We start from the raw sequence: 24,448 nt of genomic DNA, 5'->3' as shown, positions 1-24,448 counted from the left end.
TCTCCGGTCTTCAGTTGCGTTGGCCGACGCTACCACCGGCGCCCTCCGCGGGGCGCCCGGCATGCACCGCAGCCAGGGTTTCAAGGGCCTCCGCGACCTGCGGCTCGGGCGCGCAGGCACGGCGGGTGGTCAGGTCGGTGTGAAGAAGCAGGGTTTCGAGCGTCGCCGCAAGGGTCCCATCGGGTTTTGTCACCCTGTGGAAAAGTTTCATCTTCTTGCCCGCTCCCTCGAGCACCTGCGTGGTCACCGTCAGCATCGTCCCGCGGTGCACCTCACCCAGGTAGCGGATACGGGTATCGACCGTGAAAAAGCTCTTGCCTGCAGAGACATAGGCCTCATCCGCGCCGACGAGAGCCATCAGCCCGTCCGTGGCCCAGGTGCCCAGCTCGAGGTAGGCGGCCTCGTTCATGTGGCCGTTGTAGTCGGTCCAGGTGACCGGCACCGACTGGCTCAGGGTGATCGGCAGGCCGTCCAGCTCGCCCTCCGCCTCCAGGGTCTGTTCATGCCGCAGCACCACGCCGCCCGCGCCGCTTCCTGTGCGGCGCAGGCCGCGCAGGATCGCGACGAGGTTGTCGTCACGCAGGCGCTCCAGCTCGCGAATGCCGAGATGCCCGGATTGCGCGTCGGACTGGCTCCCGATCGTCTCGATCAGCGCGGCGTCGAGATCGGGCACATCGGTCAGCTTGGTCCAGGGCCAGCTGAGGGTCGGGCCGAACTGCTCGATGTAGCTCTGCATCCCGGCCTCGCCGCCAGCGATGCGGTAGGTCTCGAAGAGGCCCATCTGCGCCCAGCGGAGGCCAAAGCTCATGCGGATCGCGTCGTCGATCTCGGACGTGGTTGCGATGCCGTCCTTGAGCATCCAAAGCGCCTCGCGCCAGACCGCCTCCTGGAAGCGGTTCCCGATGAAGGCGTCGATTTCCTTGCGGAGCACCAGTGGGTGCATACCGATGGAGGTGACCACCGCCGCGGCCGTGTCGCAAAGCGACGGATCGCCCGAGATCTCAGTGAGCGGCAGCAGGTAGACCGGGTTGAACGGATGCACGACGACCACAGGGGCGCCGCCGGAGGCAAGATCGCTGGCCTTGAAGCCCGAGGTCGAGGAGGCGATGAAGCCCCCCTCGGGCAGATGCGCCGCGATCTCCGCGTAGACCTTGTGTTTCAGCGCGAGCCGCTCGGACACGCTCTCCTGCACCCAGTCTGCGCCCGCCACCGCCTGGGCGATCGAGGCGGCGAAGGTGAGGCTGCCCTCGGGCGGGAGCGGACGAGCATAGAGCGCGGGCAGCGAGGCGCGGGCATTGTCCAGCACCTCGGCGATCTTGCGCGCGGCCCCGGGATCGGGGTCGAAGACCACCACGTCCCAGCCATTCAGCAGGAAACGCGCGGCCCAGCCCCCGCCGATGACGCCGCCGCCGATGATCGCCGCGCGGCTCATGCCGCGGCCGCCGGGGCGGCGCGCTTCACGAGGCCGAGCTGCGCGCGCACCTCTTCGGGGCCGATCAGCGAGGCCCCCATGTTGGTCAGCAGGCTCGCCGCCTTCTCGACAAGCTGGGCATTGGTCGCCAGCACGCCGCGCTCGAGGTAGATGTTGTCCTCGAGCCCGACCCGAACGTTGCCGCCCGCCAGCGCCGCCGCCGCCACATAGGGCATCTGGTCGCGGCCAAGGCTGAAGGCCGACCAGGTCCAGCTCTCGGGCACGTTGTTGACCATCGCCATGAAGGTGTTCAGATCGTTCGGTGCGCCCCAAGGCACCCCCATGCAGAGCTGCACAAGCGCAGGGTCTTCCAGCACACCCTCTTTCACCAGCTGCTTGGCGAACCACAGGTGGCCGGTGTCGAAGGCCTCGATCTCCGGCTTCACGCCGAGCTCGGTCATCTGCGCGCCCATGGCGCGCAGCATGCCGGTGGTGTTGGTCATCACGTATTCGCCGTCGCCGAAGTTCATTGAGCCGCAGTCGAGCGTGCAGATCTCCGGCAGGCAGGCGCGGATATGGGCCATACGCTCGGTGGCGCCGGCCATGTCGGTGTTCGGCGCGTCCAGGTCCATCGGCGTTTCCGGGTCGCCAAAGGTCAGGTCGCCGCCGACGCCTGCGGTGAGGTTAAGCACCACGTCGACATCGGAGGAGCGGATGCGGTCGGTCAGCTCGCGGTAATACGCGAGGTTGCGACAGGGCGCGCCGGTCTCGGGGTCACGCACGTGGCAATGCACGATGGCAGCCCCGGCCTTGGCGGCGTCGATGGCGGCATCGGCAATCTCCTTGGGCGAGCGCGGCACGAGCCGGCTCTTGTCTTCAGTGGCCCCTGCCCCGGTGATCGCGGCGGTGAGGAAGATCTTGCGGTTCATCTGAAGAGGCATGGTGTCTCCTGTCGTCTCGTTACCGGCCCTTCCAGACCGGGTCGCGTTTCTCGGCGAAGGCGCGGGCGCCTTCCTTCTGGTCCTCGGAGCGGTAGAGCCGCTCGACGGTCTCGAACTGGCTGCGGGTGATCCTGTTCAGCGCGTCCTGGAACTTCATGTCCTCGGCCTCGCGGGCGATCTCCTTGATTGCGGCGAAGACCAGCGGCGGACCGGCGGCGAGCTCATCCGCCATCTTGCGCGCCTCCTCCATCAGCCCGGCGGCGGGGAGGATGCGGTTGACGAGACCCCAGCGGTGCGCCTCCTCGGCATCGAACCAGCGGCCAGTGTAAAGAAGCTCCATGGCGATGTGGTAGGGAATGCGCTTGGGCAGCTTGAGCGTCGCCGCATCGGCCACGGTGCCCGACTTGATCTCGGGTAGGGCAAAGGTGGCGTGATCGGCAGCAAGGATGATGTCGGCGCTGATCGCCAGCTCCAGCCCGCCGCCGCAGGCGATGCCGTTGACCGCGGCGATCACCGGCTTGTTGAGCCCGCGGAGCTCCTGCAGGCCACCGAAGCCGCCCTTGCCGTAATCGCCGTCGGCATCCTCGCCGCTGGCGGCAGCCTTGAGATCCCAGCCGGGGCAGAAGAACTTCTCGCCCGCACCCGTGAGGATCGCCACGCGCAGCTCGGGATCGTCGCGGAACTCGGTGAAGATCTCGCCCAGCTCGCGGCTGGTGGCCATGTCGATGGCGTTGGCCTTGGGTCGGTTCAGCGTCACCTCGAGCACCGCGCCGCGGCGCTCGGTGAGCACGTTCGAAGAGGTCATTGGCTCTCTCCCATCCTGATGAGTGCATCCGCCGCCACCGCGCCGGAGGCACGGCAGATCAGCGGATTGATTTCGATTTCGTGAAGGTTGTCCGCATGGCTGCGCACGAGGGCCTGCAAAGCCATGATCGTGTCGAGTACTGCCTCCATGTCCGCCGCCGGGCGGCCTCGGTACCCGGTGAGCAGAGCGCCGGTGCGCAGCCCGGTGAGGGCACCGCGTATCTCGTCGCGGCTGGCCGGGACCAGCACCGAGGCGGTGTCGCGGATCAACTCGGTGAGGATGCCGCCCAGCCCCAGCGTCAGCACGAAGCCATGCGCCGGGTCGCGGGTCACGCCGATCAGCAGCTCGGCGACGGTACCGGTGATCATCTCCTCGACGAGGAAGCTCTGCGCGGGCATGCCCGCCGCCGCCTCGGTCACCGCCTCGCGGCAGTCGAGGTTCAGCACCACCGCACCCGCCTCGGTCTTGTGGGCGATGCCCTCGCCCTTGAGCACCACAGGGAAGCCGATCCCGGAGGCGCAAATCCCGGCGTTCTCTGCACAATCCGCGCGGTCCGATCTCGGCACGCGGATCCCGGCTCCCGAGAGCAGGGCCTTGGCTTCTGCTTCGCTCAACACGCGCGCGGCGGTGGTGCCGTTCACCGGGCAGACCACCGGCTCCGGTCGGGCGTTGCGGGCAACCACCTCCCCCCCAGACAGAGGCCGCACGGATCGCCCGCAGCGCATCGCCCATGCCGCAGAGCGGTGCCACCCCCATCGCCAGCGCCTTGCGCGCCACTGTCTCGGGCAGGCCCTCTGCCAGCAGGGAGACCAGCGCCATCGGGGTTCCGGTGACCATCCTCGTTCTGGCGACCGCGCGCAGCACCTGGTCGTAGTCCGGCGCCTCGAAACGGTCGTCGCGGGGGTAGTCCAACACCACGCAGCCAAGACCCAGCGCCGCTTCCGGCGCGCAGAGTGCGGTGAAGGTCGCCGCCAGCGCCTCCTCGTCGCCCCAGATGTAGGTGTTGTAATCCAATGGGTTGGCCAGTGCGACCTTGGGACCGAGCGCGGCACGCAGCCCGGTTGCCTGCGCGGCGGTCAGCGGCGGATAGGAGACCCCCGCCGCCTCGCCCATGTCGGCCATCAGCGAAGCCTCGCCGCCGGAACAGGAGGCCGAGACGATGCGGCTCGAGGCGAGCCCGCCAGTGACATGCAGCAGCTTCAGCGTCTCGACCAGCTCGGAGGCCGAGTCGACCTGCGCGATGCCGAGCCGTTTGAACAACGCCCGCGCGCCCGCGTCCGAGCCGGTGAGCGAGGCGGTATGCGAGACCGCCGCCGCCTGCGCCTGTTCGGAGGACCCCACGCGCAGCGCGGCGATCGGCTTGCCGAGAGATACCGCATGGGCAGCGAGCCGCTCGAAGGCGGGCAGGTTGCTGATCCCCTCGATGTGCAGGCCGAGTGCGGTGACGCGCGGATCGTCGAGCAGTGCGATGCCGAGCTCGGCCATCGAGGTCTGCGCCTGGTTGCCCGCCGCCGCCACCATCGCCAGCGGCAGGCCGCGGCGCTGCATGGTGAGGTTGATGAGCACGTTGGAGGATTGCCCGATGACGGCGACGCCGCGCTCCACCGGTGTCATCCCGTGCCGGTCCGGCCAGAGCGCCACGCCGTCGAGCGCATTGACAATGCCGTAGCAGTTCGGCCCCAGCACCCGCATCCCACCCGCCGCGGCGACCAGCTGCGCCTGCAGGTCATCACCGTCCGAAAGCTCGGACACCGCCTCGCTGAAGCCCGCGGCAAAGCAGACCGCGCCGCCGCAGCCCATGGCCGAGAGTTCGCCGGCGATTTGCACCGAGAGCTCGCGGTTGACGCCGATGAAGGCCGCGTCGGGCACCCCCGGCAACGACGAGAGGTCCCTATAGGCGGGCAGCCCGCCGACCTCGATCTTCTTCGGGTGTACCGGCCAGATCGGCCCCGAGAAGCCGGTGTCGCGGCACTGGCGCACCACGCTTTCGCACCAGGTGCCACCGCCGATCACGGCGATGGCCTTCGGTGAAAAGAAGCGGCTCAACGGCTCCATGGGTCAGGCTCCCAGCGGCCGGAAGATCTCCCGGCTGATGATGTGGCGCTGGATCTCCGAGGTGCCGTCCCAGATGCGCTCCACCCGGGCGTCGCGCCAGAAGCGCTCGATCGGCAGCTCGTCCATCAACCCCATGCCGCCATGGATCTGCAGCGCCGCATCGGTCACGCGGGCCAGCATTTCCGAGGCATAGACCTTGGCCGAGGCGATCTCGCGGTTGGCAGGCAGCCCTTGGTCAAGGCGCCAGGCGGCGGAAAGCGTCAGCATGTCGGCAGCATCGATCTCGGTGATCATGTCAGCGATTTGGAAGCTGACACCCTGGAACTTGCCGATCGGCTGGCCGAACTGCTTGCGCTCGGCCGCATATTGCACGGCGTGGTCGAAGACCCGGCGTGCGCGGCCCACCGAGTTCGTCGCCACGGTGATGCGCGTCGCGTAGAGCCATTCGTTCATCACGTCAAAGCCGCCGTCGACCTCGCCCAACACCTGCGCGTCCGAAAGGCGGCAGTTGTCGAAATAGAGGATGCTGTTCTGGTAGCCCCGGTGCGAGACCGAATTGTAGCCGCGCGCGATCTCGAAGCCGGGCGTGCCGCGGTCGACGAGGAAGCAGGTGATCCGCTTCTTCGGGCCGCGCGGAGTCTCATCGACGCCGGTGGCGACGAAGACGATCACGAAATCCGCGTGCTCGGCGCCCGAGATGAAGTGCTTCGAGCCGTTGATCACCCAGTCACCGCCGTCCCGCACTGCAGAGCATTTCATGCCCCGCACGTCCGAACCCGCGTCGGGTTCTGTCATTGCCAGCGCGTCCATCTTTTCGCCGCGCACGGCGGGCATGAGGTACTTCTCGACCTGTTCGCCCCTGCAGGCCATGAGGATGTTCTGCGGCCGCCCGAAGAAGTGGGTCAGCGCCATCGAGCCGCGGCCCAGCTCACGCTCGACGAGGGCGAACTCGAGGTGCGACAGGCCGGGCCCGCCGACGCTCTCGGGGAAGTTCGAGGCATAAAAACCGAGATCAAGGCACTTGCGCTTGATCTCCTGCGCGATCTCGGCAGGCACTTCGCCGGTTCGCTCCACGACGGCTTCGTGGGGGTAGACTTCCTTTTCGACGAAACTGCGGACGGTGGAGACGATCATCTCCTGCTCTTCGGTCAGTCCAAAATGCATTGGGGCACGCTCTTGTCTTTGGGTCGGAGTGTTTACGAGTGAACGGGGGGGCGGTGACCGCGCGGGCCAGGCCGCGCGGCACCCAGATGGTGTCAGCGGGCCTGTTTCTCCCGGCGCATGAGGATCGCGGCGCGCAGCACGACGAGGACGGTCACCACGAGGATCAGCAGCACCGAGAGCGCGGCGATCGAGGGGTCGACGTTGTCGCGCAATCCCATCCACATGCGGCGCGGCAGGGTGATGGTCTCGACCGAGGTGACAAAGAGCGTCACGCCGATCTCGTCCCAGCTGAGCAGGAAGCACAGGAAAAACGCGCCCAGCAGGCCGAAGCGGATGTTGGGCAGGATCACCCCGAAGACGCGGGTCGGCACGCTGGCGCCCATGGATTGCGCGGCCAGATCCATGCGCCGGTCGAGCTGGCTCAGCGAGACCATGACCACGACCACCGCGTAGGGGACGATCATCACCATATGGGCGAGGATCACGCCGCCGAGGCTGTCGTAGGCGATCAGGCTGTTCCACTCGGTGAGCTTCTTGAGGAAGAAGTAAAGCGTCAGCGACGACACCACGGGCGGGGCCACCATGGGCAGCAGCACGAAGCCGGTCATCAGCCCCGAGAAGCGCGGGCGCAGCATCCAGATGCCGATGCAGAACGCGGCGGCCAGTGCCACGGCGAGAAGGCTCGCGATCGCCCCCACCTGCAACGAGGTGAGAAAGCTGCCGAGCCACTCGGGGTCTTCCCAGAGCGCCTGATAGTGGCGCAGCGAGTACTTCCCGTCAGGCAGGCTGAGGTAGCGGCGCGAGGTGAAGCTCACCGGCACCACCGCGATAAGCGGCATCAGCAGGAAGAGCGCGACCAGCGCAGTGAGCAGCGTGGCGATGCGGCCGGGATGCAGCCTTGTCATTTCGCCATCTCCCCGTAGCGGCGCATGAGCAGCACCAAGATGCCACCCACCGCGAGCATCAGGATCACGCTCATCGCGGCGGCCATGCCCCATTGCGGGATCTGGAAGATCCAGAGGTAGATCAGCTCGGCGATCAGCACCGACTGCCCGCCGCCGAGCAGCGCCGGTGTGACGAAGAAGCCAACCGAGAAGACGAAGACCAGCAGCGTCGCGCCGATGACGCCACTCGCGGTCATCGGCAGGAACACCTGCCAAAAGATGCGCAACCGAGAGGCGCCCATGCCGTCGGCGGCGGTCAGCACCCGCTCGTCGACGTTGCGCATGGCGGTGGCCAGCGGGAAGACCGCGAAGGGAATGAGGTAGTGCGACATGCCGATGATCACGGCGAACTCGTTGCGGGTCATCTGCAGCGAGGTCTCGATCAGCCCGAGGTCCTTGAGCCAACTGTTGAGCAGGCCGCGGTTCGACAACATCGACATCCAGCCGAAGGCGCGGCTGAGCACCGAGATCCAAAAGGGGATCATGATGCACAGCTCGGTCAGGCTGCGCACCAACGGGCGGCCGCGGACCCACAGGAGGGTGATGACATAGGCAGCGGCGACCGAGACGGCGGTGACGATCACGCAGATACGCAGGGTGCGCCAGATCACGCTGAGCGTCAGCGGATCGGTGAGCACGTGGCTGTATTGGCCGAGCCCGGGCTCGGGATCGGTGAAGCTGAGCTGCATGATCCCCAGGAAGGGCAGCAGGTAGCTGCCTCCGAGGAACAGCAGCACGGGGCATATCAGAAAAAGATAGGCGCGCATTAGGGCTCCTTGGCGCCGCCCCGAGAGGATGCGCGGGGCGGCGGGGATGACGGGATCAGGCGGAGATGATCTGCAGGTAGGCGTCGAGCGCCGCGCTGTAGTTCTTCTCGTACCAGTCCATGTCGAGCGCGGTCTGCTTGGGCAGGTTCTCGGGATCCATCGGGTTGAACTTGCGCTCTTCCTCGGGGATCAGCGCATCCGCCGCCGGGTTGCTCGGCCCGTTGCCGAGCAACTGGAACAGCACCACCTGCCGCTCGGGCTCCTGCGTCGCCGCGATGTAACGCATGGCCGCCTCGGTGCCGCCCGGGTTGCCCTTGACCACGGCGATGCCGCCCGGCCCGATGATGCCCCCGTCCCAGGTGAAGGTGATCTCGCCCTCGGTGTCCTTGTGCAGGAGGCTCGCGCGGGTGTTCCAGATCAGCGCCATCGACACGTCGCCGTTGAGCAGCAGCGACTGGCTCTCCGCGCCGCCGCCCCAGAAGGCGCCGATATGCTCCTTGAAGCCCTCGATCTTCTTGTGCGCGCGGTCCAGATCCAGCGGGTAGAGATCCTCGGGCGCCACGCCGTCGGCCAGCAGCGCCGCCTCCCACATGCCTGCGCCCCATTTGTACATGGCGCGCTTGCCGGGGAACTTCTCGGCGTCGAAGAAATCGGCCAGCGAGGTCGGCGGGGTGTCGAACTGCGTGGCGTCATAGGCGATGACGTAGGAGTAGAAGTAGCAGGACGAGGAATACTCCCACTGGAAGCCCTCACGCTGCTTGGCCGGATCGACGATGGCGTAGTCGATGGGTTCGATCATGCCCTGGCGGCCGAGCGCCTGCGCCGAGAAGGGCTCGGCATCGACCAGGTCCCAGGTCGGGTTGCCGCCCTTGGCTTGGGCGATGATCGCGCCCTCGGTCGGGCCGGAGCCGTCGTAGAGCACCTTGATGCCTGTCTCGGCGGTGAAGGGCTGGCCAAAGGCCTCGTCCATGGCGTCGAGCGCATCGCCGCCCCAATTGACGAAGACCAGCTTTCCCTCTGCGGCCTGCGCGCCGCGTGCACCGAGGCCGATGGCCGTGGTGCCCATCAGCGCTCCGAGACCCTGAAGCATCTGGCGGCGTGAGATCTGGCCCTTGGCCTCGCGTTCCTTGAGAATTTCGACGCAATCGTTCTGGAAGTGGCTGTTCATCTACTCACCTGTCGTTTCGTTTCTTGATGGGGTTCGGGGTAATTTGAGGCACAGCTGCCCCGGCCCGAGGCGCGCGGCGCTCCGGATCGCAAGGCGGGGCAAGACGGGAAGGCGTCAGACGGCGAAGCTGTCTTGGACGTCCCAGGCGACGCGGATCTCCGCTCCGGTCTGCGGCGCCACGAGACCGGCGCCATTGTCGAGGTAGAGCATCAACTCCTCGCCGCCCCGGGTTTCCAGCAGCAGGCGGGACTTGGAGCCGAGATAGACCTTGTCCCGCAGCCGCACGGGAAGCTGGTTGGCATCGCCCTCTGCGGCGAGGCGCATGTGCTCGGGGCGCACCGCCAGATGGCCGAGGCCGCTGGCATTCCCTGGCAGCTGGATCGGGGTGCCGGCGATGCCAGCCGGCCCGTCGAGCGTCAGGATGTTGATGTCGCCGAGGAATTCGGCGGTAAAGCGATTGGCAGGCCGCTCGTAGACCTCGTCGGGCGTGCCGACCTGCTGCAGCTCGCCGTGGTTGAAGATGGCGATCCGCGACGAGAGCGCCAGCGCCTCTTCCTGGTCATGGGTGACGAAGACGAAGGTGGTGCCGAGCTCGCGGTGCAGCCGGCGCAACTCCTCCTGCATCTGCCCGCGCAGGTTCTTGTCGAGCGCCGAGAAGGGCTCGTCTAGCAGCAGCACCTTGGGTTCGTAGGCCAGCGCCCGGGCCAGCGCCACGCGCTGCTGCTGGCCCCCCGAGAGCGCCTTGGGTTTCTTGTTCTCGTGGCCGGCAAGCCCGACCATCTCGACCATCTGCGCGACCCGCTCGGCGATCTGCGCCTTGCTGCGCTTCTGGACCTTCAGCGGGAAGGCGATGTTCTCGGCCACCGTCAGGTGCGGGAACAGCGCGTAGCCCTGAAAGACCATGCCGAAGCCGCGCTGGTTCGCGGTCCATCCGGTCATGTCTTGCCCTTCGAGAAACAGGTGCCCCGAGGTGGTGTCTTCATACCCCCCGAGCAGCGTCAGGAAGGTGGTCTTGCCAGAGCCGGACGGCCCCAGCAGTGAGAGGAATTCGCCCTCGGCGATTTCCAGGGAAATGTCCCGTAACGCATGGAACTTCCCATATTTTTTTCCGACCGAACGTGCTTCGATCTGCGTTGTGTTCACCACAATCGCCTCGCTCTTCATTCCTGTCCGTTATGCGACAAGGGTAGGGAGACGAGAACATGGACCGCAAATGAAACTTCTTGACCCGCCCGACAAATAAAATTTGTCACGCGCCGGGTGTGCGACGAAAGCGACTCAATTCAAGACGCGTTTTCAACCAGTTACAAAACTCCACCACGGTGCGATTTTCGAGGTTTTCCTCCGGCGTGCAAAGAAAATAGCCGGTGTCCGCATGCAGGGATGGTGAAAAAGGACGCATCAACCTGCCCTGGCGCAACTCCTCGCGCCACAACACCGTGTCCCCGATCGCGATTCCCTGGCCCGCCAGAACCGCCGTGTGCACGATGTTCATGTCCGAGTAGCAGATGCCCCGATGGGCGTTCTCCGGCGGCAGTCCCGAAAGCTGCATCCAGTTCTCCCAGTCGGTGAAGTCGTTCATGTGCAACAGCGTCGCCGCCTTGAGGATCCCGAGGTCGTTGAAATTCTTGAACTGGCTCAGGTAGGCGGGGCTGCAGAGCGGCGTGAAATCGACCGTCATCAGCGGCTCGATCAGCAGATGCGGGCGCGGCTCCTGCCCGAAGGTGATGAAGGTATCGACCTCGGGGTTGTTGGTGTCCGCAAGGTTGTGGGTGCTGATCACGTTCAGCACCACGTCAGGGTTCTCGGCGAGAAAATCACCGATGTGCAGGCACAGCCAGGCCGAGGCGAAGCCCGGCGGCGCGCTCACCGTCAGCCGCCCGGTCAGCCCGTGCTGCGAGACGCGCGCCGTCGAACTGGCAATCATGCTGAGCGCGCGGCGCACGTCCTCGGCATAGGCGCGGGCGCGCGGGGTGATCTCGGTGCGATTGCCGTTGCGCTCGAGGATCTTGAACCCGAGGTCCGTCTCCAGCAGGCGGAGCTGGTGGCTGACCGCACTGCGGGTGACGTTGAGCTCGGCGGCGGCCCGCCAGAGCGCGCCGTTGCGCTCGACGCTTTCGATGGCGCGCAGCGCCTGGATCGAGGGGAAACGTTTTATGGCTGGCCTCGCATGGTCATGGGAACGGCCCCCGCTGCATAACGCAGCGGAGGCATGGGAGCGAGGCCCCCGGCGTCTAAGGCACCGGCACCTGTGACTTGAGGAAATCGAAGTGCCGGTCCGCCATGCCACGGTAGGCCAGCCAGCCATCGGCGGTGTTCTGCGCCACCGCATCTGAAAGCACCGCGAGTGGCGCGCCGGTCGAGCGTGCGAGGATCAGCGTCTGCGCCGCCTTCTCGAAGAAATAGAGGTCCTCGAAGGCCTGCGCTACGGTCTGCCCGATGACGGTGACCCCATGGTTGCCCATGACCAGAACCTCCTTGTCGCTCAGCGAATCCGCCAGCCGCTCGCCCTCTTCCACGGCATCGGCGATGCCGCCGAAGTCGAGGTCATAGGCGGTGCGCCCGTAGAAGCGCGCGGTGTTGTTGTCGATCGGCACGACCGTGGGGTCCCTGAGGCACGAAAGCGCCGTGGCATAGGGCGAATGGCAATGCAGGATCACCTTCGCCTCGGGCTTCTTGCGGTGCAGCGTGCCGTGCACGCACCAGGCCGAGGCATCGGGGGCATCCGGCCCCTCCAGCACCGTCTGATCGCCGCTGTCGAGCAGCAGCAGATCCTCGGGGCGAATGGTCGCGAAATGCTGCCAACGCGGGTTCAGCAGGAAGCGCGCGCCGTCCTCCGAGACGGCGGCACTGAAGTGATTGCCGACGGACTCGCTCCAGCCCAGCAGGTGGCAGATGCGGAAGGCCGCCGCGAGATCCTGCCGTAGCGCGGCAGGATCGGCAGCACTCTCGGTCAGGGCGCGGAGAGAGGCCGCGCTCATGCCTTGAACCTCCCCTCGCTGACCAGCGCACGGTAGGTCGAGCGCATCTCGGCCCGGTCGGCGTAGCAGCCACGCAGGTAGCGATCTCCGCTGGTCGCAGAATAGGCGGCACGGCCATGCACGATACGGTGGTTGTCGAAGACCATGCACTCCCCGGCCTTCATGACGAACCTCATCATGTATTTCTCTTCCTGCAGCATCCGGCCGAAACGGCAGAACGCCGGGTAATAGTCATCCAGCAGTGCCTGGTCGAGATCGATGATGTCGAGCATGTGCTGGCTGATCGTCAGCCCCGAGACCTCGCCGTGCTGGTCGAGCTCGATCACCGTCTGGCGCGAGCGCATGTCGTAGGTGTCGTGCTCGCAATAGAACGGGATTTCCACCTCGGAGAGCAGCCTGAAACCCTCGGGATCGCGAAGACGGAAGTCATTGGCCACGGCCACGCCGTCGGAATAGAGGCTGCCGCCGCCCTGCACTGTATTGGCCCGGCAATGCAAGAACTGCACACCCGGCGCGTGTTCCTCGGCGGGGGTGTCGGTATGCAACTCCAGCGCCGCGGCGGTATAGGCGGTGTTGGTCGGGTTGATATGGGTCTTCACGTCGAAATAGTCGCCGAAGAAGGTCGGGCGGACCTGGCCGATCAGGTTGACCGTCTCGGTCAGCCCCGCGTCGCTATCGGGCATCTCGGTGACAATGGTGAAGCCCTCGACCAGCATCGCCTCGATCCACTTGGCGCGCAGCGCCGGATCGGAGAGCAGCTCGGGCTGACTGAAGCGCGGCACCTCCGGGTAATGATCGCCGTACCATGCTTGGCGCGGCAGGTCCGACGGATCTCGGCGGGGCGCTGCTTGGCGGTAGGTCTCCAGCCAGCCCAGCGGGAAGCGGGTGACATGATCCTCGCCGACCCAGGTGAGCTCCAGCGCGTCGCCAACCACTTCGGCAGAAGCGGCGCGGGGCGCCGTGTCGAGGTGGAAAATGTCGAAACTGCGCTCGCGCGTGCTGGCGTCGAAGGAGCTCGGGCAATTGTCGCGCAGCCAATAATAGTTAAAGTAGTGCGCGACACCATCGCTGAGAACGATGTCGAGGCCCTTGTCCTTCAGCACTGGCGCAGCGATCGGGGAGTTCATGACATTCATGATCAATTCCAATGTATTGAGTGATGATTTTCGGGAGGTTCCGAGGCAATCATCCCATGGCTTTCCATTTCCGGACAGGCGGATTAGCGTGAAGATAACTTAAGCGTTAGGTAATGATATGGACCGCCTGCCGCCGCTCCGGCTGCTGACCACCTTCGAGGCCGTCTCGCGGCATGGATCGATGCAGCGCGCCGCCGCGCGTCTCAACGTCACGCAGCCCGCCGTCAGCCAGGCACTGAAGGCGCTCGAGGAGCATGTCGGCGCACCGCTGATCGACCGGGCGACGCGGCCCGCGCAACTCACTGAAGCCGGAGAGCTGCTCGCCCGCGCGGTGCGCGACGGGCTGGGGCAGATTGCAGCGGCCCTTGAGGACATCCGCGTTCTCAGCGGGCAGGGGGACGGGCAGGTCACTGTGTCCTGCACGCTCGGGATGGCAACCTATTGGCTGATGCCCCGCCTGCCGGACTTCTACGCGCGCCACCCCGAGATCACCGTGAACGTGCAGGCCCCCGCCACCGACCTGCCGCATCTGTCACCGGGCATCGATATAGCGATCCGCTATGGCACGGGCGCCTGGCGCGAGGGACAGACGCTGAAGCTCTTCGACGAGCGGGTCTGCCCGGTGGCCGCTCCCGCCCTGCTTGATAAACTCACCTCCGGGGGCATCGGGCTGGACCGCGCGCCGCTGATCCACGTGCGCAGCCCGCACAACCAGCATTGGGCAGGCTGGGAGGACTACTTCAAGGCGCGCGGCATAGAGCGGGGCCGGCTCTCGGGCCAGACCTTCAACAACTACGTGCAGGCGGCACAGGCGGTGCTCGACGGGCGCGGCGTGATGTTGGGGTGGCGCTCGATCGCCAGCGGCGCCGTCCGCGACGGCGCCCTGGGCATGTGGCCGGAGGCAGAGGTCGATCTCGGCACCTCGTATTACGTCACCGGCACGGTGCCCCTGTCGCAAACCGCGCAGACGTTCCTCGACTGGATCAAGGACGCTGGATCGGAGGACTAGCCGTTTGCTTCGGTCGTCTGTGTCAGGCGCTTCGTGCCTGACGGACCATGCGGATCAGCAAGAAGGCCGAGCAGGCTAGCATCCCGAGCGAGATGGGAGATTTCAGCAGGAACAGCGCATCGCCGCCCGAGGCGGTGAAGGCGCCGCGCACCAGACCCTCGAGCGTCGGCGCCAGCAGGAAGCCGATCACGAAGGGCAGGATCGAGATCCGCAACCGTCGCAGCGCGTAGCCGATCATCGCGAATGCCCCGGCGGTCAGCAGCCCGAGGTAGCCCCCGTCCTGCACGTAGGCCGCAGTGAGCGACACGGTCAGGATCACCGGCAGCATGAGCTCCTTGGGGATGCGCACGAGATGGCCGAGAAAACCCATCAGCAGCCCGCCCAGCGTCCAGTTGAACAGGTTCGCCACCACCATCATCGTGAACATGCCGAAGGCCATCACGAGGTTGGTGTTGAGGATGGTGTCGAAACCCTCGATATGCTGGATCGGGGTAAACTGGAAAACCTGCGGGCCGAAAGAGAAATCGCCGATCGTCTCCACCGCGAGAATGATGAAGACGGCGGCGAAGTTGCCCGGAATGCCAAGGCTCATCACCGGGATGAGGTTGGCACCCGAGACGGCGGAATTCGCGGCCTCGGTGGCCACCACCCCATCGGGCGTGCCCTGGCCAAAGGCCTCGGGCGACTTCGAGCGGCGCTTGGCGGTGTCGTAGCTGAGGGTTGCCGCGGTGGTGGTCCCGATTCCGGGCAGCGCGCCGATCACCGTGCCGATGACCGCGGCGCGCAGGATGCCGGGCAGCATCCGCCCGCGCTCGGCCCATGTCAGGCGCGGCCCCATCTCGGGTGCCTCGGGCGCGGGGGGCGCGACCTTGCGGGCCTCGTGCATCTCCTCGATCGAGATCAGCACCTCCGAGACCACCAGCACCCCGAGCACCGCCGAGGTCAGCGGCAGCCCGTTGCCGAGTTCGGGGATGCCGAAGGTCAGTCTCGGGCCGTTGCCCGACATGGTCGAGCCGATGAGCGAGACGAACATCCCCAGCAGCCCGCCGATCAGCCCCTTCAGCGGGGCCTTGCCCACCACCGCGGCCATAAAGCAGAGCGAGAGGATGATCAGCGCCGACTTCTCCGGCAGGCCAAGGATGCGCTCAACCGCCACGGCGATGGCCGGGGCCGCGATGAAGAGCACGATGTCCGAGAAGTTGTCGCCCATGACCGAGGCGAAATGCGCGGTCTGGATCGCCTTGCGGCCCTGCCCCTTGCGCGCCATCGGATAGCCGTCGAGCGTGGTGAGGAAGGCGTCGGGCGTGCCCGGCGTCTTGAACAGGATCGCCGGCACCGCCCCTCCCACCGTCGCGCCCTTCATGATGCCCAGCAGGCAGCCGAGCACCGGGTAGAGCGCATCGTTGCCATAGCCGAAGATCGACACGAGGATCGGCAGCGCGATGGCCATGGCAAAGGGCCCCGACATTCCCGGCACCGCGCCGATGAGGATGCCCACCAGCACCCCGATCAACACCATCAGCACCGGCAGAAATTGCAGCGCGCCGTCGGCGCCCTGGAACACGGAAGTCACGCCGAGGCCGACGTATTGCAGGAGTAGGTCCATGAAAGGGGTCCTCAGAGGTCGGCGTTCGGGGGCAGCTGGATATTCTCCAGAAGGCCGTCGAAGATCAGGATCATCACCGCGACCGTGGCCGCGGCAACCAGCACGTCAGACATCCGCAGCCTGTGGCAGGTGATCCGAATGAAGCCGCAGGTCAGCAGCGTGCCACCGACCAAAAAAGCCCGAAACGTCGAAGGGAAAGCTCGCCGAGGCCGCGCGATAGCCGCTGAAGGCGGTGAGCCCCAGAGCGTTGGTCAGCCAGACCAGCGCCGGACCGGTCCAGTTCATCACGAGCAGGCTGACCGCGGTCAGCAGCAGCGACCGGCCGAGAAAGCCGAGGTTGGCAGGGCCGAGGCTGCCGACCTCCTCGCCGTCCGCGCCGCGCGCCGTTCCGAGCTGGCTCAGGATCAGCAGCGCCGCAAGCGGCACCATGAGGCCTACAAGCAGGATCGGGAAGAAGCTGTCACCGGGCACCGTGCGCCCGGTGAGATTGGTCTGCAGGAAACCGCTGCCGATGTCCCGGGGAAACCAGGCCAGCAGGCACAGCGCCACGAAGGCCAGCGTGCCAAGCCCGATCCAGAGGTTCCAGCGCCCGGCAGGAACCGGAACAGGAGCCGGAGCCGCCGCAGTTTCCTCGGGACGACGGCTCATTGCGCGAAGGCCTTCATCATCTCGACGTTGGAGTCGTAGGTGGCGAGCATCTGCTCGCGCAGCGCGTCGCCCTGGGTGACGATCGGCGCGGGCGGATACTGCTTTTCGATAAACTGGCGGGTTTCGCTCTCGGGATCGGCGAGGATCTCGGCCACCACGGCGCCGATCTCGTCGCGGATCTCGTCCGGCAGGCCGGCGGGCGCGGTTATGATGTACTGGTAGCCGAGGTTCAGCGCGATGCCCATGTCCTTCAGCGTCGGCTTTTCGGGGTCGAGCGCGACCGGGGTCGTCTCGGCAGAGGCGAGGATCTTCAGCACCCCGGCTTCGACCAGCGGTTTTTGCACGCCGCCGCCCCAGCCGACGTTGGCATCCATCGATACCAACGCGTTGAGCGCGCCCTTGCCACCTTCCGTGCGCAGGTGGTTGACGGTAATGCCCAGCCCGCGCGCCACCAGTTCGGCCCCGGCCTCGACCTGCGTGCCCCAATTGGCCCAGACGATCGGCTCGCCCCCGGCGGCTGCGGCCTGCAGGTCCTCGAGCGTGTTCCAACCGCTGTCAGCGCGCGCCAGCACCGCCATCTGCGAGCCCGCGGTGGTGGTGATATAGGTGAAATCCTCGGGCGAGAGGTTGTCGCTGTTCATCGGCGCGAAGTCATAGGTGGTGGTGATTGCAAAGCCGAGCGTCTGGCCGTCCGGCGCCTCCGACTTGAGCTGCGCCGACATGACCGTTCCGTCCTCGCCCGCCTTGTTCTCGGGGACGATCTTCCAGCCGCGTCGGGCCTCGATCTCCTTGGCAAGCGTGCGGCCCTGCACGTCGGTGCCGCCGCCGGCACCATAGCCGATCCAGAGCCGGATCGGACCGTCGGGCTGCCATTCGGCGAAGGCGGGGCTGGCCAGCGCCAGCATCGATGCGGCGATCAAAAGCGATCTTTTCATGTCTATCTCCACTGTTGTGTTCATGTTTTTGAATTGGGCTCAGAAGCCGGTCTTGCCCTCGACCAGCTCCATCGGCCGGTGACCGCGCGGCAGCTCGAAGCGCTGGACGATCTGCAGCCGCCCGTCGCGGTCGTATTCGCTGGCGTCCCAGATCATCCCCACATGCGGCGCAGCGAGATCGAGCTGCTCGCAGGCGTGGCCCGACAGCAGCTCGGCGCTCGCGCTGTGCCGCACCTGCGCGGTGCGAATGCCGAAACGCTCCCAGAGCATCCGGTGGTAAGAGGCCCCGTGCAGCGTCTCTGGCCGGTCGCCGGGCTCTTCCACGTGGTGCTCGCAGCGCATGAAGAAGGAGCTGTAGGCCGGCGGCGCGCCCGAGACCCAGACCAGGCGATCGAGCCGCATCACCTCCTCGGCGTCGAAGCCGGTCAGCAGCGCTCCGTATTCCGCCGCGATCACGCGCTGCACCCGCACCACGCGGGTGAAGGGCATCATCTCGGCACCCGTGGCCGGATCCCGGAAGCGGTAGACGTGCACCTCGGGCACCTGATGGCTGAGGTCGGCAATGAAGCTGCCGAGCTTGCGGCGGCGGACGATCAGCCCCTCTTCGACCAGCTGCGCCAGCGCCTTCTGCACCGTCGACAGGCCCACCGGCAGCGCGGCGCTGATCTCGGTCTCCTTGGGCAGGTGGCCGCCCGGCATGTAAGTGCCGGACTGGATGCAAGCGGCGAAGGCCCCCGCCAGACGCTGGTATTTCACCCCGGTATCGGGGGTTGCCTCCCATTGCGCCGCCAAGGGGGCGAGGGAGAGTTTGTGGGGCATGTCACTCATACAACAACGGTAATAATGAGCGTTCACCCTTGTCAACTACGTAGTTATTCAGGTACTCTCGAAAAACTAGGAAGTTATTTTGAAAGGCAGGGCGGAATGAGCGAAAATTGGGCAGTCGCCACGGGACACCCGACCGCCACCAGGGCCGCCGAGCGACTCCTCCGCGCCGGCGGCAATGCCGTGGATGCGGGCGTCGCCGCAGGGCTGACGCTGGGCGTGGTCCAGCCCGATCTCGTTTCCGTCGCCGGGGTCGCGCCCATCATCATGTTCGATGCCACCAGCGGCCGGGTCACCAGCCAGGACGGGGTCGGCGGCTGGCCCGCCGCTGCGGATGTCGAGGCCCTGCACCGCGCCCATGGCGACCATGTCCCCGAGGGCATCCTGCGCACCGTCATCCCCGCCGCCCCCGCCAGCTGGATCCGCGCCCTCTCGGAGAAGGGCACCATGCGCTTTGCCGATATCGCCGAGGAGGCGCTGGAAGCGGCGCGTGAGGGCTTCGAGGTCTACCCGCTCTTCGCCGAATTCGTCGCCTCGCGGCAGGAGAAATACGCCCGTTTCCCCTCCACCGCCGAGATTTTCCTGCCCGGAGGCCGCCCGCCCGTGGTCGGCGAACGCTTTGTGCAGCGCGACCTTGCTTGGACGCTGGAGCAGATGATCGCAGCCGAGGCCGCCTGCCCCGGCGACCGCCGCGCCGGGCTCGCCGCAGCGCGCGCCGCCTTCTACGAAGGGCCCATCGCCGAGCGGATCGTTGCCTTCCATGCAGCGAACGGCGGGCTGCTGACCGCGGCCGACCTTGCCGGCTACGAGGTGCGCGAAGAGCCGACGCTTCCCGTCAGTTTCCGCGGCGCCGAGGTGCATTGCTGTGGCGCCTGGTGCCAGGGCATCTCCATGGCCGAGACGCTGGCGATGATCGAGGCCGCCGGCCCCGGCGCCGCCACCCGCGATGGCGCGCTCGACCTGCATCTCCTGATCGAAGTGCTGAAACGGGTCTTCGCCGACCGCGAGGCCTTCATCACCGACCCCGACCATATGGAGATCCGCCCCGAAGAGCTGCTCGCGCCCGAGTTCCTCGCCGACCGGCTCGCCGGGATCGGCCCGCAGTCCGACCCGCTGCCCGCGCCCGGCACCCCCACACCGCCAAGCGGCGCGCCGGCGGTCTTCCACATCGGCTGCGCCGACACCTCGCATGTCAGCGTCATCGATGGCGCGGGGAACATCTTCTCGGCTACCCCGAGCGATCCCAGCTACGACACGCTGGTGATCCCCGGCACCGGACTTTCGGTCTCGTCGCGCGGCTCGCAGTCGCGGGCGATCCCCGGGCACCTCAACGCCCTTGCCCCGGGCAAGCGGCCGCGGCTCACCCCGAACCCGATCCTCGCGCTGAAGGATGGCAAGCCCTGGCTCGCCATGGGCACGCCCGGCGGCGACGTGCAGGTGCAGGCGATGGTCCAGGTTTTGCTGAACATGCTCGACCTAGGTATGGCACCCGCCCAGGCGGTGCGCGCCCCGCGCGTCGCCACTTATGCCTTCCCCGGCAGCTTCGCGCCGCATGACGTGTTCCCCAACAAGGTGCTCTTCGAGTCCGACCTGGAGCCGTCGCAGATCGCCGATCTCGCGGCCCGCGGCCATGACCTCGAAGCCTGGCCACAGGAGACCTGGATGGCCGGCGGCATCTGCATCGCCCTGCGCAGCGCGGAGGGCGCGATCGCCGTGGCCGACACCCGCCGTGCCGGCACCGCCGCCACGGGGCCCGCTCCGATACGACCGCCCGACCTCGCCCGCATCGCCGACCCCGCGACCCCGCGCGCCGAGGCCTATGCGCTCTGCGCCGCCGCGATCCCCAACGGGCTCTTCACCGCCATGCGCCTTCACGCGGCAGAGATGGAAGTCGAGCGCCTCTACTCCACCCTGCCCGAGGTCTACCCGGTGAGCGGGCGCAAACCCAAGCGCGCCACCGCTTGGGGCGAAAAGGTGCTGGTCGGGCGCGAGGTGAACGCCGGTTTCGGCCCCGCGGACATCGCCTGGGCCTTCTCCGACCACGAGACCATCCTCGGACTCGGACTCGAGGCGGTGCTGAACGTGCCGGTGATCGCGGGGGGCCAGGTGCTCGGGACGATCAACTATCTGCGGGGCGCCCCAAGCTTCTCCACCGAGGAGATCACCCTTGGTCGCCGCTGCGCCGAGGCCCTCGCCCGCCGCGGACTGCACGCCTAAAGCCCCGGCCCGCAGCGGTTATGTCGTGCGGTCCGGCGACTCGTCGGAAATCCGGGCGACATAGTGACAGGCGACATCGCCGACCAACCTGCGCCGGAAGTCGATCTCCGCCTCGGACGTGAGGTCCATGCCCAGCGAGATGCCGGTGGAAATCCGGTTCGACACGGCATGGAAGGAGACGGCCACGATCGCGAAATAGAGATCGACGATGCGGATGTTCTTGCGCATCGTCCCCTCGGTTACGCCGCGCGTCCAGATCGCCTCGAGCGAGGAGAGGTTCGCCGCCGAGCGCGCGCGGACGAAGTCGGACTCGCGGATCGTGGCCCCGTTGTTGAGGTTTTCGGCCATGACGAGGCGCACGAAATCCTCGTTGGCGTGAAAATGCTCGAAGGCGTTCTCGGCGTAGCTGCGCAGGGCGTCCATCGCCGGGGCCTTTGGCGTCTCCGCGCTGTTGTCCCGGTGTCCCACCCGCTCGTAGGCGGCCTCGAGCACCGCCCGGTAGAGCCCCAGCTTCGAGCCGAAATGGTAGTAGATCATGCGCTTCGAGGTCGCGGTCTCCGCGGCGATCTCGTTGATGCTGGCCCCGTCGAAACCGTGGCGGACGAATTCGCGGGTCGCAACGGCGATGATATTGGCGCGCGTCTGCTCGGCCAGTGCGGCGGTGTCCTGATCCGCGGCCAGCTTGCGCCGCCCCGAGCGCGCCTTTGCCTTGCCCTCGGTCGTCTTGGTGCCGTCTGCCGTCATGCCTCTTGGTCCTCCCCTGCCGGTTCTCTCCCGGTGCGCCCGTGGTGACAAGGCGGAAACATCTCTCTTTACGTTAATGAACCACTAGGTACATAAATGACAAGCAGCGGATGAGGCGGCGGGCCGTCGCCCGGGAGGACCGCTGGCACGCCGACAGGCGCGCCGCTGCGCAACGGTACAGATGGGAGGACCACATGACGTCTCTGAAGGCATTTCTGGCCGGTGGCATCGCCACCTCGGCCCTGGCACTCACCCTCGCCCTGCCCGCCAGCGCCGCGGACAAGGTCGAGCTGATCTATTCGGACACCGTCTCCGAGAACGACATCCGCACCACCACGCTGCGCGAGGCCTTCGGCGCCTGTCTCGGCGACGAGTTCGAGTTCAAGTCCTACCACGGCGCCACGCTGTTCAAGCTGGGCACCGAGCTGACCGCCATGCAGCGCGGCAACCTTGACATGGGCAACCTCGCGATCTTCGATTTCTACAACCAGGTGCCCTCGACCTCGCTGCTGGGCACGCCGTTCCTGTTCCGCGACTACGAGCACATGCGCGCGGTCTACGATTCCGACGTGCTGGACGAAATGCTGGCCGAGATCGAGGACAGGGCGAAGGTCAAGATCCTCTCCTTCCCCTACATCGGCGCACGCCACCTCGGCTATGTCGGCGACGCGCGCATCATGACTCCCGAGGACCTCGACGGCGTCAAGCTGCGCATGCCGCCGGGCGAAGGCTGGCAGTTCGTCGGCACCGCCATGGGCGCGACCCCGGTGCCGGTGCCCTTCGCCGAGGTCTATACCGCGCTGCAGACCGGCGCGATCGACGGTCAGGACAACGGGTTCCCGGCGACACGCAGCATGAAGTTCGACGAGGTGATCAACCACATCGGCAAGACCGCGCATCTGATCGCCGCCAACGAGTTCACCATCTCGCTGAAGAAGTGGGACTCGCTGACCCAGGCGCAGCAGGAGAAGATGCAGGGCTGCGCCGACAACTTCGAGGCCGCGCTCGACAAGATCACGCTCGACCAGGAGGCCGAACTCGAGGCCGACATGGCCGCCAATGGTCTCGACATCTACACGCCGGACAACGAGGCGTTCCAGACCCATGTGATCGCGGTCTACCAGGACTCGAAGTACTCGGCGGACTGGCCGGAAGGGCTGGTCGACGCGATCCTCGCCGTCGGCAAGTGAGCCGACTGACCACCCGGTAAGACCAACCATGGGTGGCAGAGCCAGCGCTCTGCCACCCCGCGCCTCGGGATAGGATCCCCCATGCAAACCCTCCACTCTCTCTGGCAGTGGCTGAGCCGCCTGCCCCAGCACATCGCTGCGCTGCTCCTGGGCAGTATGTTCGCCGTCTTCATCCTGCAGGTAGTGTTCCGCTATTTCCTCGGCCTGCCGGTGGGCTGGACCGTGGAATGGGTGACCATCGCCTGGCTCTGGGGCATCCTTTTCAGCTTCGCCTTCGTGATCCGCAGCGGCGACATGATCCGGCTCGACATCGTCTACAGCGCGGTGCCGCGCGGGGTGCGCCGCACCTTCGACGTCTTTGCCGGTCTGACCTGCGCCGCGATCTTCGCCTACACGCTGCCGGCGGCCTGGGACTACGTGCAGTTCATGTCCATCGAGCGCACCGCCTACATGCGCTGGCCGTTCGACCTCGTCTTCGGCATCTACATCCCCTTCCACGTCGCCGTGATCATCCGGATGCTGCTGCTCGCCTGGGGCGGAATTGCCGGCAACCGCACGCGCGACGAAGTCGACCTCCACCCGGAGACCCATGACTATGACTGACCCCTTCGCGCTCTCGATGCTGCTGATCGTGCTGCTGTCGATCACCGGCCTGTCGGTGGGCCTCGCGATGATGTGCGGCTCGTTCCTCTATCTCATCCTCAAGGGCTACGACCCCTCGATTGCCTCCGAGCAACTGCTGCAGGGGCTCTACAACGGCTACACGCTGCTCGCGATCCCGCTGTTCATCCTCGCGGCCGACATCATGAACATCGGCAGCCTCGCCGATCGGCTGCTGCGCTTCTGCCAGGCGCTGGTCGGGCGGTTCCGCGGCGGGCTCGGCCACGTCAACGTGGTCTCCTCGGTGATCTTTTCCGGCATGTCCGGCTCGGCGGTGGCCGACGCGGTGGGCATGGGCAAGATCATCATCGGGCTGATGACCCGCGATGGGAAATACACGCCGAGCTACGCCGCCGCGATCACCGCCGCAGCGGCCACCATCGGCCCGATCATCCCGCCCTCGATCCCCATGGTTCTCTACGCGCTGGTCGCCGACCAGTCGGTGGGCTTCCTCTTTGCCGCCGGGCTGGCGCCCGGCCTGCTGATGGCGCTGGTCATGGGGCTGATGAACTATGTCATCGCCCGCAAGCGCAACTTCCCTACCGACGAGGCCGTGCCCCTGTCGGAGCTACCCCGCGCCACCCTGCAGGCGGTCGCCGCGCTGATGCTGCCGGTGATCCTGCTGGGCGGCATCTACAGCGGCATCGTCACCCCGACCGAGGCCGCCGCCGTCGCCGCCGCCTACGCGCTGATCATCTCGATCCTGCTCTACCGCTCGGTCAGCTTCCGCGCCTTCTGGAGCACGCTCTGCGCCGGGGCCCGCTCGGCCGGTTCCATCGGCATCCTCATCGCCGGCTCGATCACCTTCAACTACGTGATCACCCGCGAGGACGTGCCCGCCAAGCTTGCCGGCTGGCTGACCAGCCTCGACCTGTCGCAGACCGGCTTCCTGATCGTCATCAACATCCTGATCCTGCTGCTCGGCTGCGTGCTGGAAGGCGGGGCGATCCTGCTCATCGTGGTGCCGATCCTCGTTCCCGCGGTGCAGGCCATGGGCATCGACCTGGTGCACTTCGGGGTCATCGCGGTGGTCAACGCGATGCTCGGGCTGATCACCCCGCCCTACGGGCTGCTGCTGTTCATCACCGCTTCGATCACCAACCAGCCGATGCGCGCCATCGTGCGCGACATCTGGCCCTTCATCCTCGCGCTGCTCGCCGCGCTCGGGATCATCACCTTCGTTCCCGACTTCGTCCTCTTCCTGCCCCGCCTCATAGGCTATCAGGGCTGATCCTTCCCAGG

Annotated in this window: 21 protein-coding genes and 1 pseudogene; 5 read left to right on the top strand and 17 right to left on the bottom strand. The window is 66.8% G+C overall.

Annotated elements, in window-relative coordinates; translation table 11 throughout:
• Positions 1-10 precede the first annotated feature (10 nt).
• From CLG85_RS00370 to CLG85_RS00315, 12 genes and pseudogenes are all read right to left on the bottom strand, one after another.
• Positions 11-1,432 (bottom strand): carnitine 3-dehydrogenase, encoded by a 1,422-nt coding sequence (locus CLG85_RS00370; protein WP_260348148.1) that lies wholly within the window; start codon positions 1,430-1,432, stop codon positions 11-13.
• Complete coding sequence (bcoG, locus tag CLG85_RS00365) at positions 1,429-2,352, bottom strand: 3-dehydrocarnitine:acetyl-CoA trimethylamine transferase BcoG (RefSeq protein WP_260348147.1); 924 nt, start codon at positions 2,350-2,352, stop codon at positions 1,429-1,431. The genes CLG85_RS00370 and bcoG overlap by 4 nt, the downstream gene beginning before the upstream one ends.
• Positions 2,353-2,371: 19 nt before the next feature.
• Positions 2,372-3,157: a carnitinyl-CoA dehydratase gene (locus CLG85_RS00360; RefSeq protein WP_095880984.1), complete on the bottom strand. Its 786-nt coding sequence runs from the start codon at positions 3,155-3,157 to the stop codon at positions 2,372-2,374.
• Positions 3,154-5,212, bottom strand: a pseudogene (locus tag CLG85_RS00355) (acetate--CoA ligase family protein). The gene CLG85_RS00360 and the pseudogene CLG85_RS00355 overlap by 4 nt, the downstream one beginning before the upstream one ends.
• Before the next feature lie 3 nt (positions 5,213-5,215).
• The gene (locus tag CLG85_RS00350) at positions 5,216-6,376 is read right to left on the bottom strand and encodes an acyl-CoA dehydrogenase family protein (RefSeq protein WP_095880982.1); all 1,161 of its coding nucleotides are present in this window, start codon (positions 6,374-6,376) and stop codon (positions 5,216-5,218) included.
• 92 nt (positions 6,377-6,468) lie between these two features.
• Positions 6,469-7,281 carry an ABC transporter permease gene (locus CLG85_RS00345; RefSeq protein ID WP_095880981.1) on the bottom strand — a complete coding sequence of 271 codons (813 nt, stop codon included), beginning with the start codon at positions 7,279-7,281 and terminating at the stop codon, positions 6,469-6,471.
• Positions 7,278-8,087: an ABC transporter permease gene (locus CLG85_RS00340; RefSeq protein WP_260348143.1), complete on the bottom strand. Its 810-nt coding sequence runs from the start codon at positions 8,085-8,087 to the stop codon at positions 7,278-7,280. The genes CLG85_RS00345 and CLG85_RS00340 overlap by 4 nt, the downstream gene beginning before the upstream one ends.
• A gap of 55 nt (positions 8,088-8,142) precedes the next feature.
• A complete protein-coding gene (locus CLG85_RS00335; protein WP_095880980.1) occupies positions 8,143-9,255 on the bottom strand; it encodes an ABC transporter substrate-binding protein in 1,113 nt (370 codons plus the stop codon).
• 114 nt (positions 9,256-9,369) lie between these two features.
• A complete protein-coding gene (locus CLG85_RS00330; protein WP_235865301.1) occupies positions 9,370-10,398 on the bottom strand; it encodes an ABC transporter ATP-binding protein in 1,029 nt (342 codons plus the stop codon).
• A 106-nt stretch (positions 10,399-10,504) separates the two neighbouring features.
• Positions 10,505-11,563, bottom strand: a complete 1,059-nt coding sequence (locus CLG85_RS00325) for a LysR substrate-binding domain-containing protein (RefSeq protein WP_095880978.1) — start codon at positions 11,561-11,563, stop codon at positions 10,505-10,507.
• Positions 11,490-12,236, bottom strand: a complete 747-nt coding sequence (locus tag CLG85_RS00320; RefSeq protein WP_095880977.1) for a class II aldolase/adducin family protein — start codon at positions 12,234-12,236, stop codon at positions 11,490-11,492. The genes CLG85_RS00325 and CLG85_RS00320 overlap by 74 nt, the downstream gene beginning before the upstream one ends.
• A complete protein-coding gene (locus tag CLG85_RS00315; protein WP_095880976.1) occupies positions 12,233-13,372 on the bottom strand; it encodes a TauD/TfdA family dioxygenase in 1,140 nt (379 codons plus the stop codon). The genes CLG85_RS00320 and CLG85_RS00315 overlap by 4 nt, the downstream gene beginning before the upstream one ends.
• A 118-nt stretch (positions 13,373-13,490) precedes the next feature.
• On the opposite strand from CLG85_RS00315, the gene CLG85_RS00310 reads away from it, so the two are divergent.
• Positions 13,491-14,381 (top strand): LysR substrate-binding domain-containing protein, encoded by an 891-nt coding sequence (locus tag CLG85_RS00310; RefSeq protein WP_095880975.1) that lies wholly within the window; start codon positions 13,491-13,493, stop codon positions 14,379-14,381.
• A gap of 22 nt (positions 14,382-14,403) precedes the next feature.
• Here CLG85_RS00310 and CLG85_RS00305 read toward each other — a convergent pair whose 3' ends face one another.
• From CLG85_RS00305 to CLG85_RS00290, 4 genes are all read right to left on the bottom strand, one after another.
• Positions 14,404-15,987, bottom strand: coding sequence for a tripartite tricarboxylate transporter permease (locus CLG85_RS00305; RefSeq protein WP_095880974.1), 1,584 nt, complete (start codon positions 15,985-15,987; stop codon positions 14,404-14,406).
• A 105-nt stretch (positions 15,988-16,092) separates the two neighbouring features.
• Complete coding sequence (locus tag CLG85_RS00300) at positions 16,093-16,635, bottom strand: hypothetical protein (protein WP_260348138.1); 543 nt, start codon at positions 16,633-16,635, stop codon at positions 16,093-16,095.
• Positions 16,632-17,570 (bottom strand): tripartite tricarboxylate transporter substrate binding protein, encoded by a 939-nt coding sequence (locus tag CLG85_RS00295; RefSeq protein ID WP_095880972.1) that lies wholly within the window; start codon positions 17,568-17,570, stop codon positions 16,632-16,634. Before CLG85_RS00295 ends, CLG85_RS00300 begins: the two co-directional genes overlap by 4 nt.
• A 39-nt stretch (positions 17,571-17,609) precedes the next feature.
• The gene (locus CLG85_RS00290; RefSeq protein WP_235865300.1) at positions 17,610-18,389 is read right to left on the bottom strand and encodes a GntR family transcriptional regulator; all 780 of its coding nucleotides are present in this window, start codon (positions 18,387-18,389) and stop codon (positions 17,610-17,612) included.
• Positions 18,390-18,494: 105 nt separating this feature from the next.
• Between CLG85_RS00290 and CLG85_RS00285 the strand changes: the two genes are divergently transcribed.
• Positions 18,495-20,612 (top strand): gamma-glutamyltransferase family protein, encoded by a 2,118-nt coding sequence (locus CLG85_RS00285; RefSeq protein ID WP_260348136.1) that lies wholly within the window; start codon positions 18,495-18,497, stop codon positions 20,610-20,612.
• 18 nt (positions 20,613-20,630) lie between these two features.
• Here the strand turns inward: CLG85_RS00285 and CLG85_RS00280 are convergent, their stop codons facing one another.
• Positions 20,631-21,356, bottom strand: a complete 726-nt coding sequence (locus CLG85_RS00280; RefSeq protein WP_095883830.1) for a TetR/AcrR family transcriptional regulator — start codon at positions 21,354-21,356, stop codon at positions 20,631-20,633.
• Between the two features lie 194 nt (positions 21,357-21,550).
• Between CLG85_RS00280 and dctP the strand changes: the two genes are divergently transcribed.
• The 3 genes from dctP (at position 21,551) to CLG85_RS00265 (ending at position 24,437) form a co-directional block, all read left to right on the top strand.
• Positions 21,551-22,546, top strand: coding sequence for a TRAP transporter substrate-binding protein DctP (dctP, locus tag CLG85_RS00275; RefSeq protein ID WP_176476696.1), 996 nt, complete (start codon positions 21,551-21,553; stop codon positions 22,544-22,546).
• A gap of 81 nt (positions 22,547-22,627) precedes the next feature.
• A complete protein-coding gene (locus CLG85_RS00270; RefSeq protein ID WP_095883832.1) occupies positions 22,628-23,149 on the top strand; it encodes a TRAP transporter small permease in 522 nt (173 codons plus the stop codon).
• On the top strand, positions 23,142-24,437 hold the full coding sequence (locus tag CLG85_RS00265; RefSeq protein WP_095883833.1) for a TRAP transporter large permease: 1,296 nt from the start codon (positions 23,142-23,144) through the stop codon (positions 24,435-24,437). Before CLG85_RS00270 ends, CLG85_RS00265 begins: the two co-directional genes overlap by 8 nt.
• Positions 24,438-24,448: the final 11 nt, after the last annotated feature.

Origin of the sequence: Alloyangia mangrovi (assembly GCF_002300555.2) — a bacterium.
Taxonomy (GTDB): Bacteria; Pseudomonadota; Alphaproteobacteria; order Rhodobacterales; family Rhodobacteraceae; genus Salipiger; species Salipiger mangrovi.
Note: the sequence above shows the minus strand (reverse complement) of the source record. Positions and strands in the feature narration are given on the sequence as shown.

Coding starts and splice junctions, on each gene's coding strand:
- CLG85_RS00370 (WP_260348148.1), bottom strand. CDS start 1,432: ATGAGCCGCGCGGCGATCATCGGCGGCGGCGTCATCGGCGGGGGCTGG.
- bcoG (WP_260348147.1), bottom strand. CDS start 2,352: ATGCCTCTTCAGATGAACCGCAAGATCTTCCTCACCGCCGCGATCACC.
- CLG85_RS00360 (WP_095880984.1), bottom strand. CDS start 3,157: ATGACCTCTTCGAACGTGCTCACCGAGCGCCGCGGCGCGGTGCTCGAG.
- CLG85_RS00350 (WP_095880982.1), bottom strand. CDS start 6,376: ATGCATTTTGGACTGACCGAAGAGCAGGAGATGATCGTCTCCACCGTC.
- CLG85_RS00345 (WP_095880981.1), bottom strand. CDS start 7,281: ATGACAAGGCTGCATCCCGGCCGCATCGCCACGCTGCTCACTGCGCTG.
- CLG85_RS00340 (WP_260348143.1), bottom strand. CDS start 8,087: ATGCGCGCCTATCTTTTTCTGATATGCCCCGTGCTGCTGTTCCTCGGA.
- CLG85_RS00335 (WP_095880980.1), bottom strand. CDS start 9,255: ATGAACAGCCACTTCCAGAACGATTGCGTCGAAATTCTCAAGGAACGC.
- CLG85_RS00325 (WP_095880978.1), bottom strand. CDS start 11,563: ATGGCTGGCTGGCCTACCGTGGCATGGCGGACCGGCACTTCGATTTCC.
- CLG85_RS00320 (WP_095880977.1), bottom strand. CDS start 12,236: ATGAGCGCGGCCTCTCTCCGCGCCCTGACCGAGAGTGCTGCCGATCCT.
- CLG85_RS00315 (WP_095880976.1), bottom strand. CDS start 13,372: ATGAATGTCATGAACTCCCCGATCGCTGCGCCAGTGCTGAAGGACAAG.
- CLG85_RS00310 (WP_095880975.1), top strand. CDS start 13,491: ATGGACCGCCTGCCGCCGCTCCGGCTGCTGACCACCTTCGAGGCCGTC.
- CLG85_RS00305 (WP_095880974.1), bottom strand. CDS start 15,987: ATGGACCTACTCCTGCAATACGTCGGCCTCGGCGTGACTTCCGTGTTC.
- CLG85_RS00300 (WP_260348138.1), bottom strand. CDS start 16,635: ATGAGCCGTCGTCCCGAGGAAACTGCGGCGGCTCCGGCTCCTGTTCCG.
- CLG85_RS00295 (WP_095880972.1), bottom strand. CDS start 17,570: ATGAAAAGATCGCTTTTGATCGCCGCATCGATGCTGGCGCTGGCCAGC.
- CLG85_RS00290 (WP_235865300.1), bottom strand. CDS start 18,389: ATGCCCCACAAACTCTCCCTCGCCCCCTTGGCGGCGCAATGGGAGGCA.
- CLG85_RS00285 (WP_260348136.1), top strand. CDS start 18,495: ATGAGCGAAAATTGGGCAGTCGCCACGGGACACCCGACCGCCACCAGG.
- CLG85_RS00280 (WP_095883830.1), bottom strand. CDS start 21,356: ATGACGGCAGACGGCACCAAGACGACCGAGGGCAAGGCAAAGGCGCGC.
- dctP (WP_176476696.1), top strand. CDS start 21,551: ATGACGTCTCTGAAGGCATTTCTGGCCGGTGGCATCGCCACCTCGGCC.
- CLG85_RS00270 (WP_095883832.1), top strand. CDS start 22,628: ATGCAAACCCTCCACTCTCTCTGGCAGTGGCTGAGCCGCCTGCCCCAG.
- CLG85_RS00265 (WP_095883833.1), top strand. CDS start 23,142: ATGACTGACCCCTTCGCGCTCTCGATGCTGCTGATCGTGCTGCTGTCG.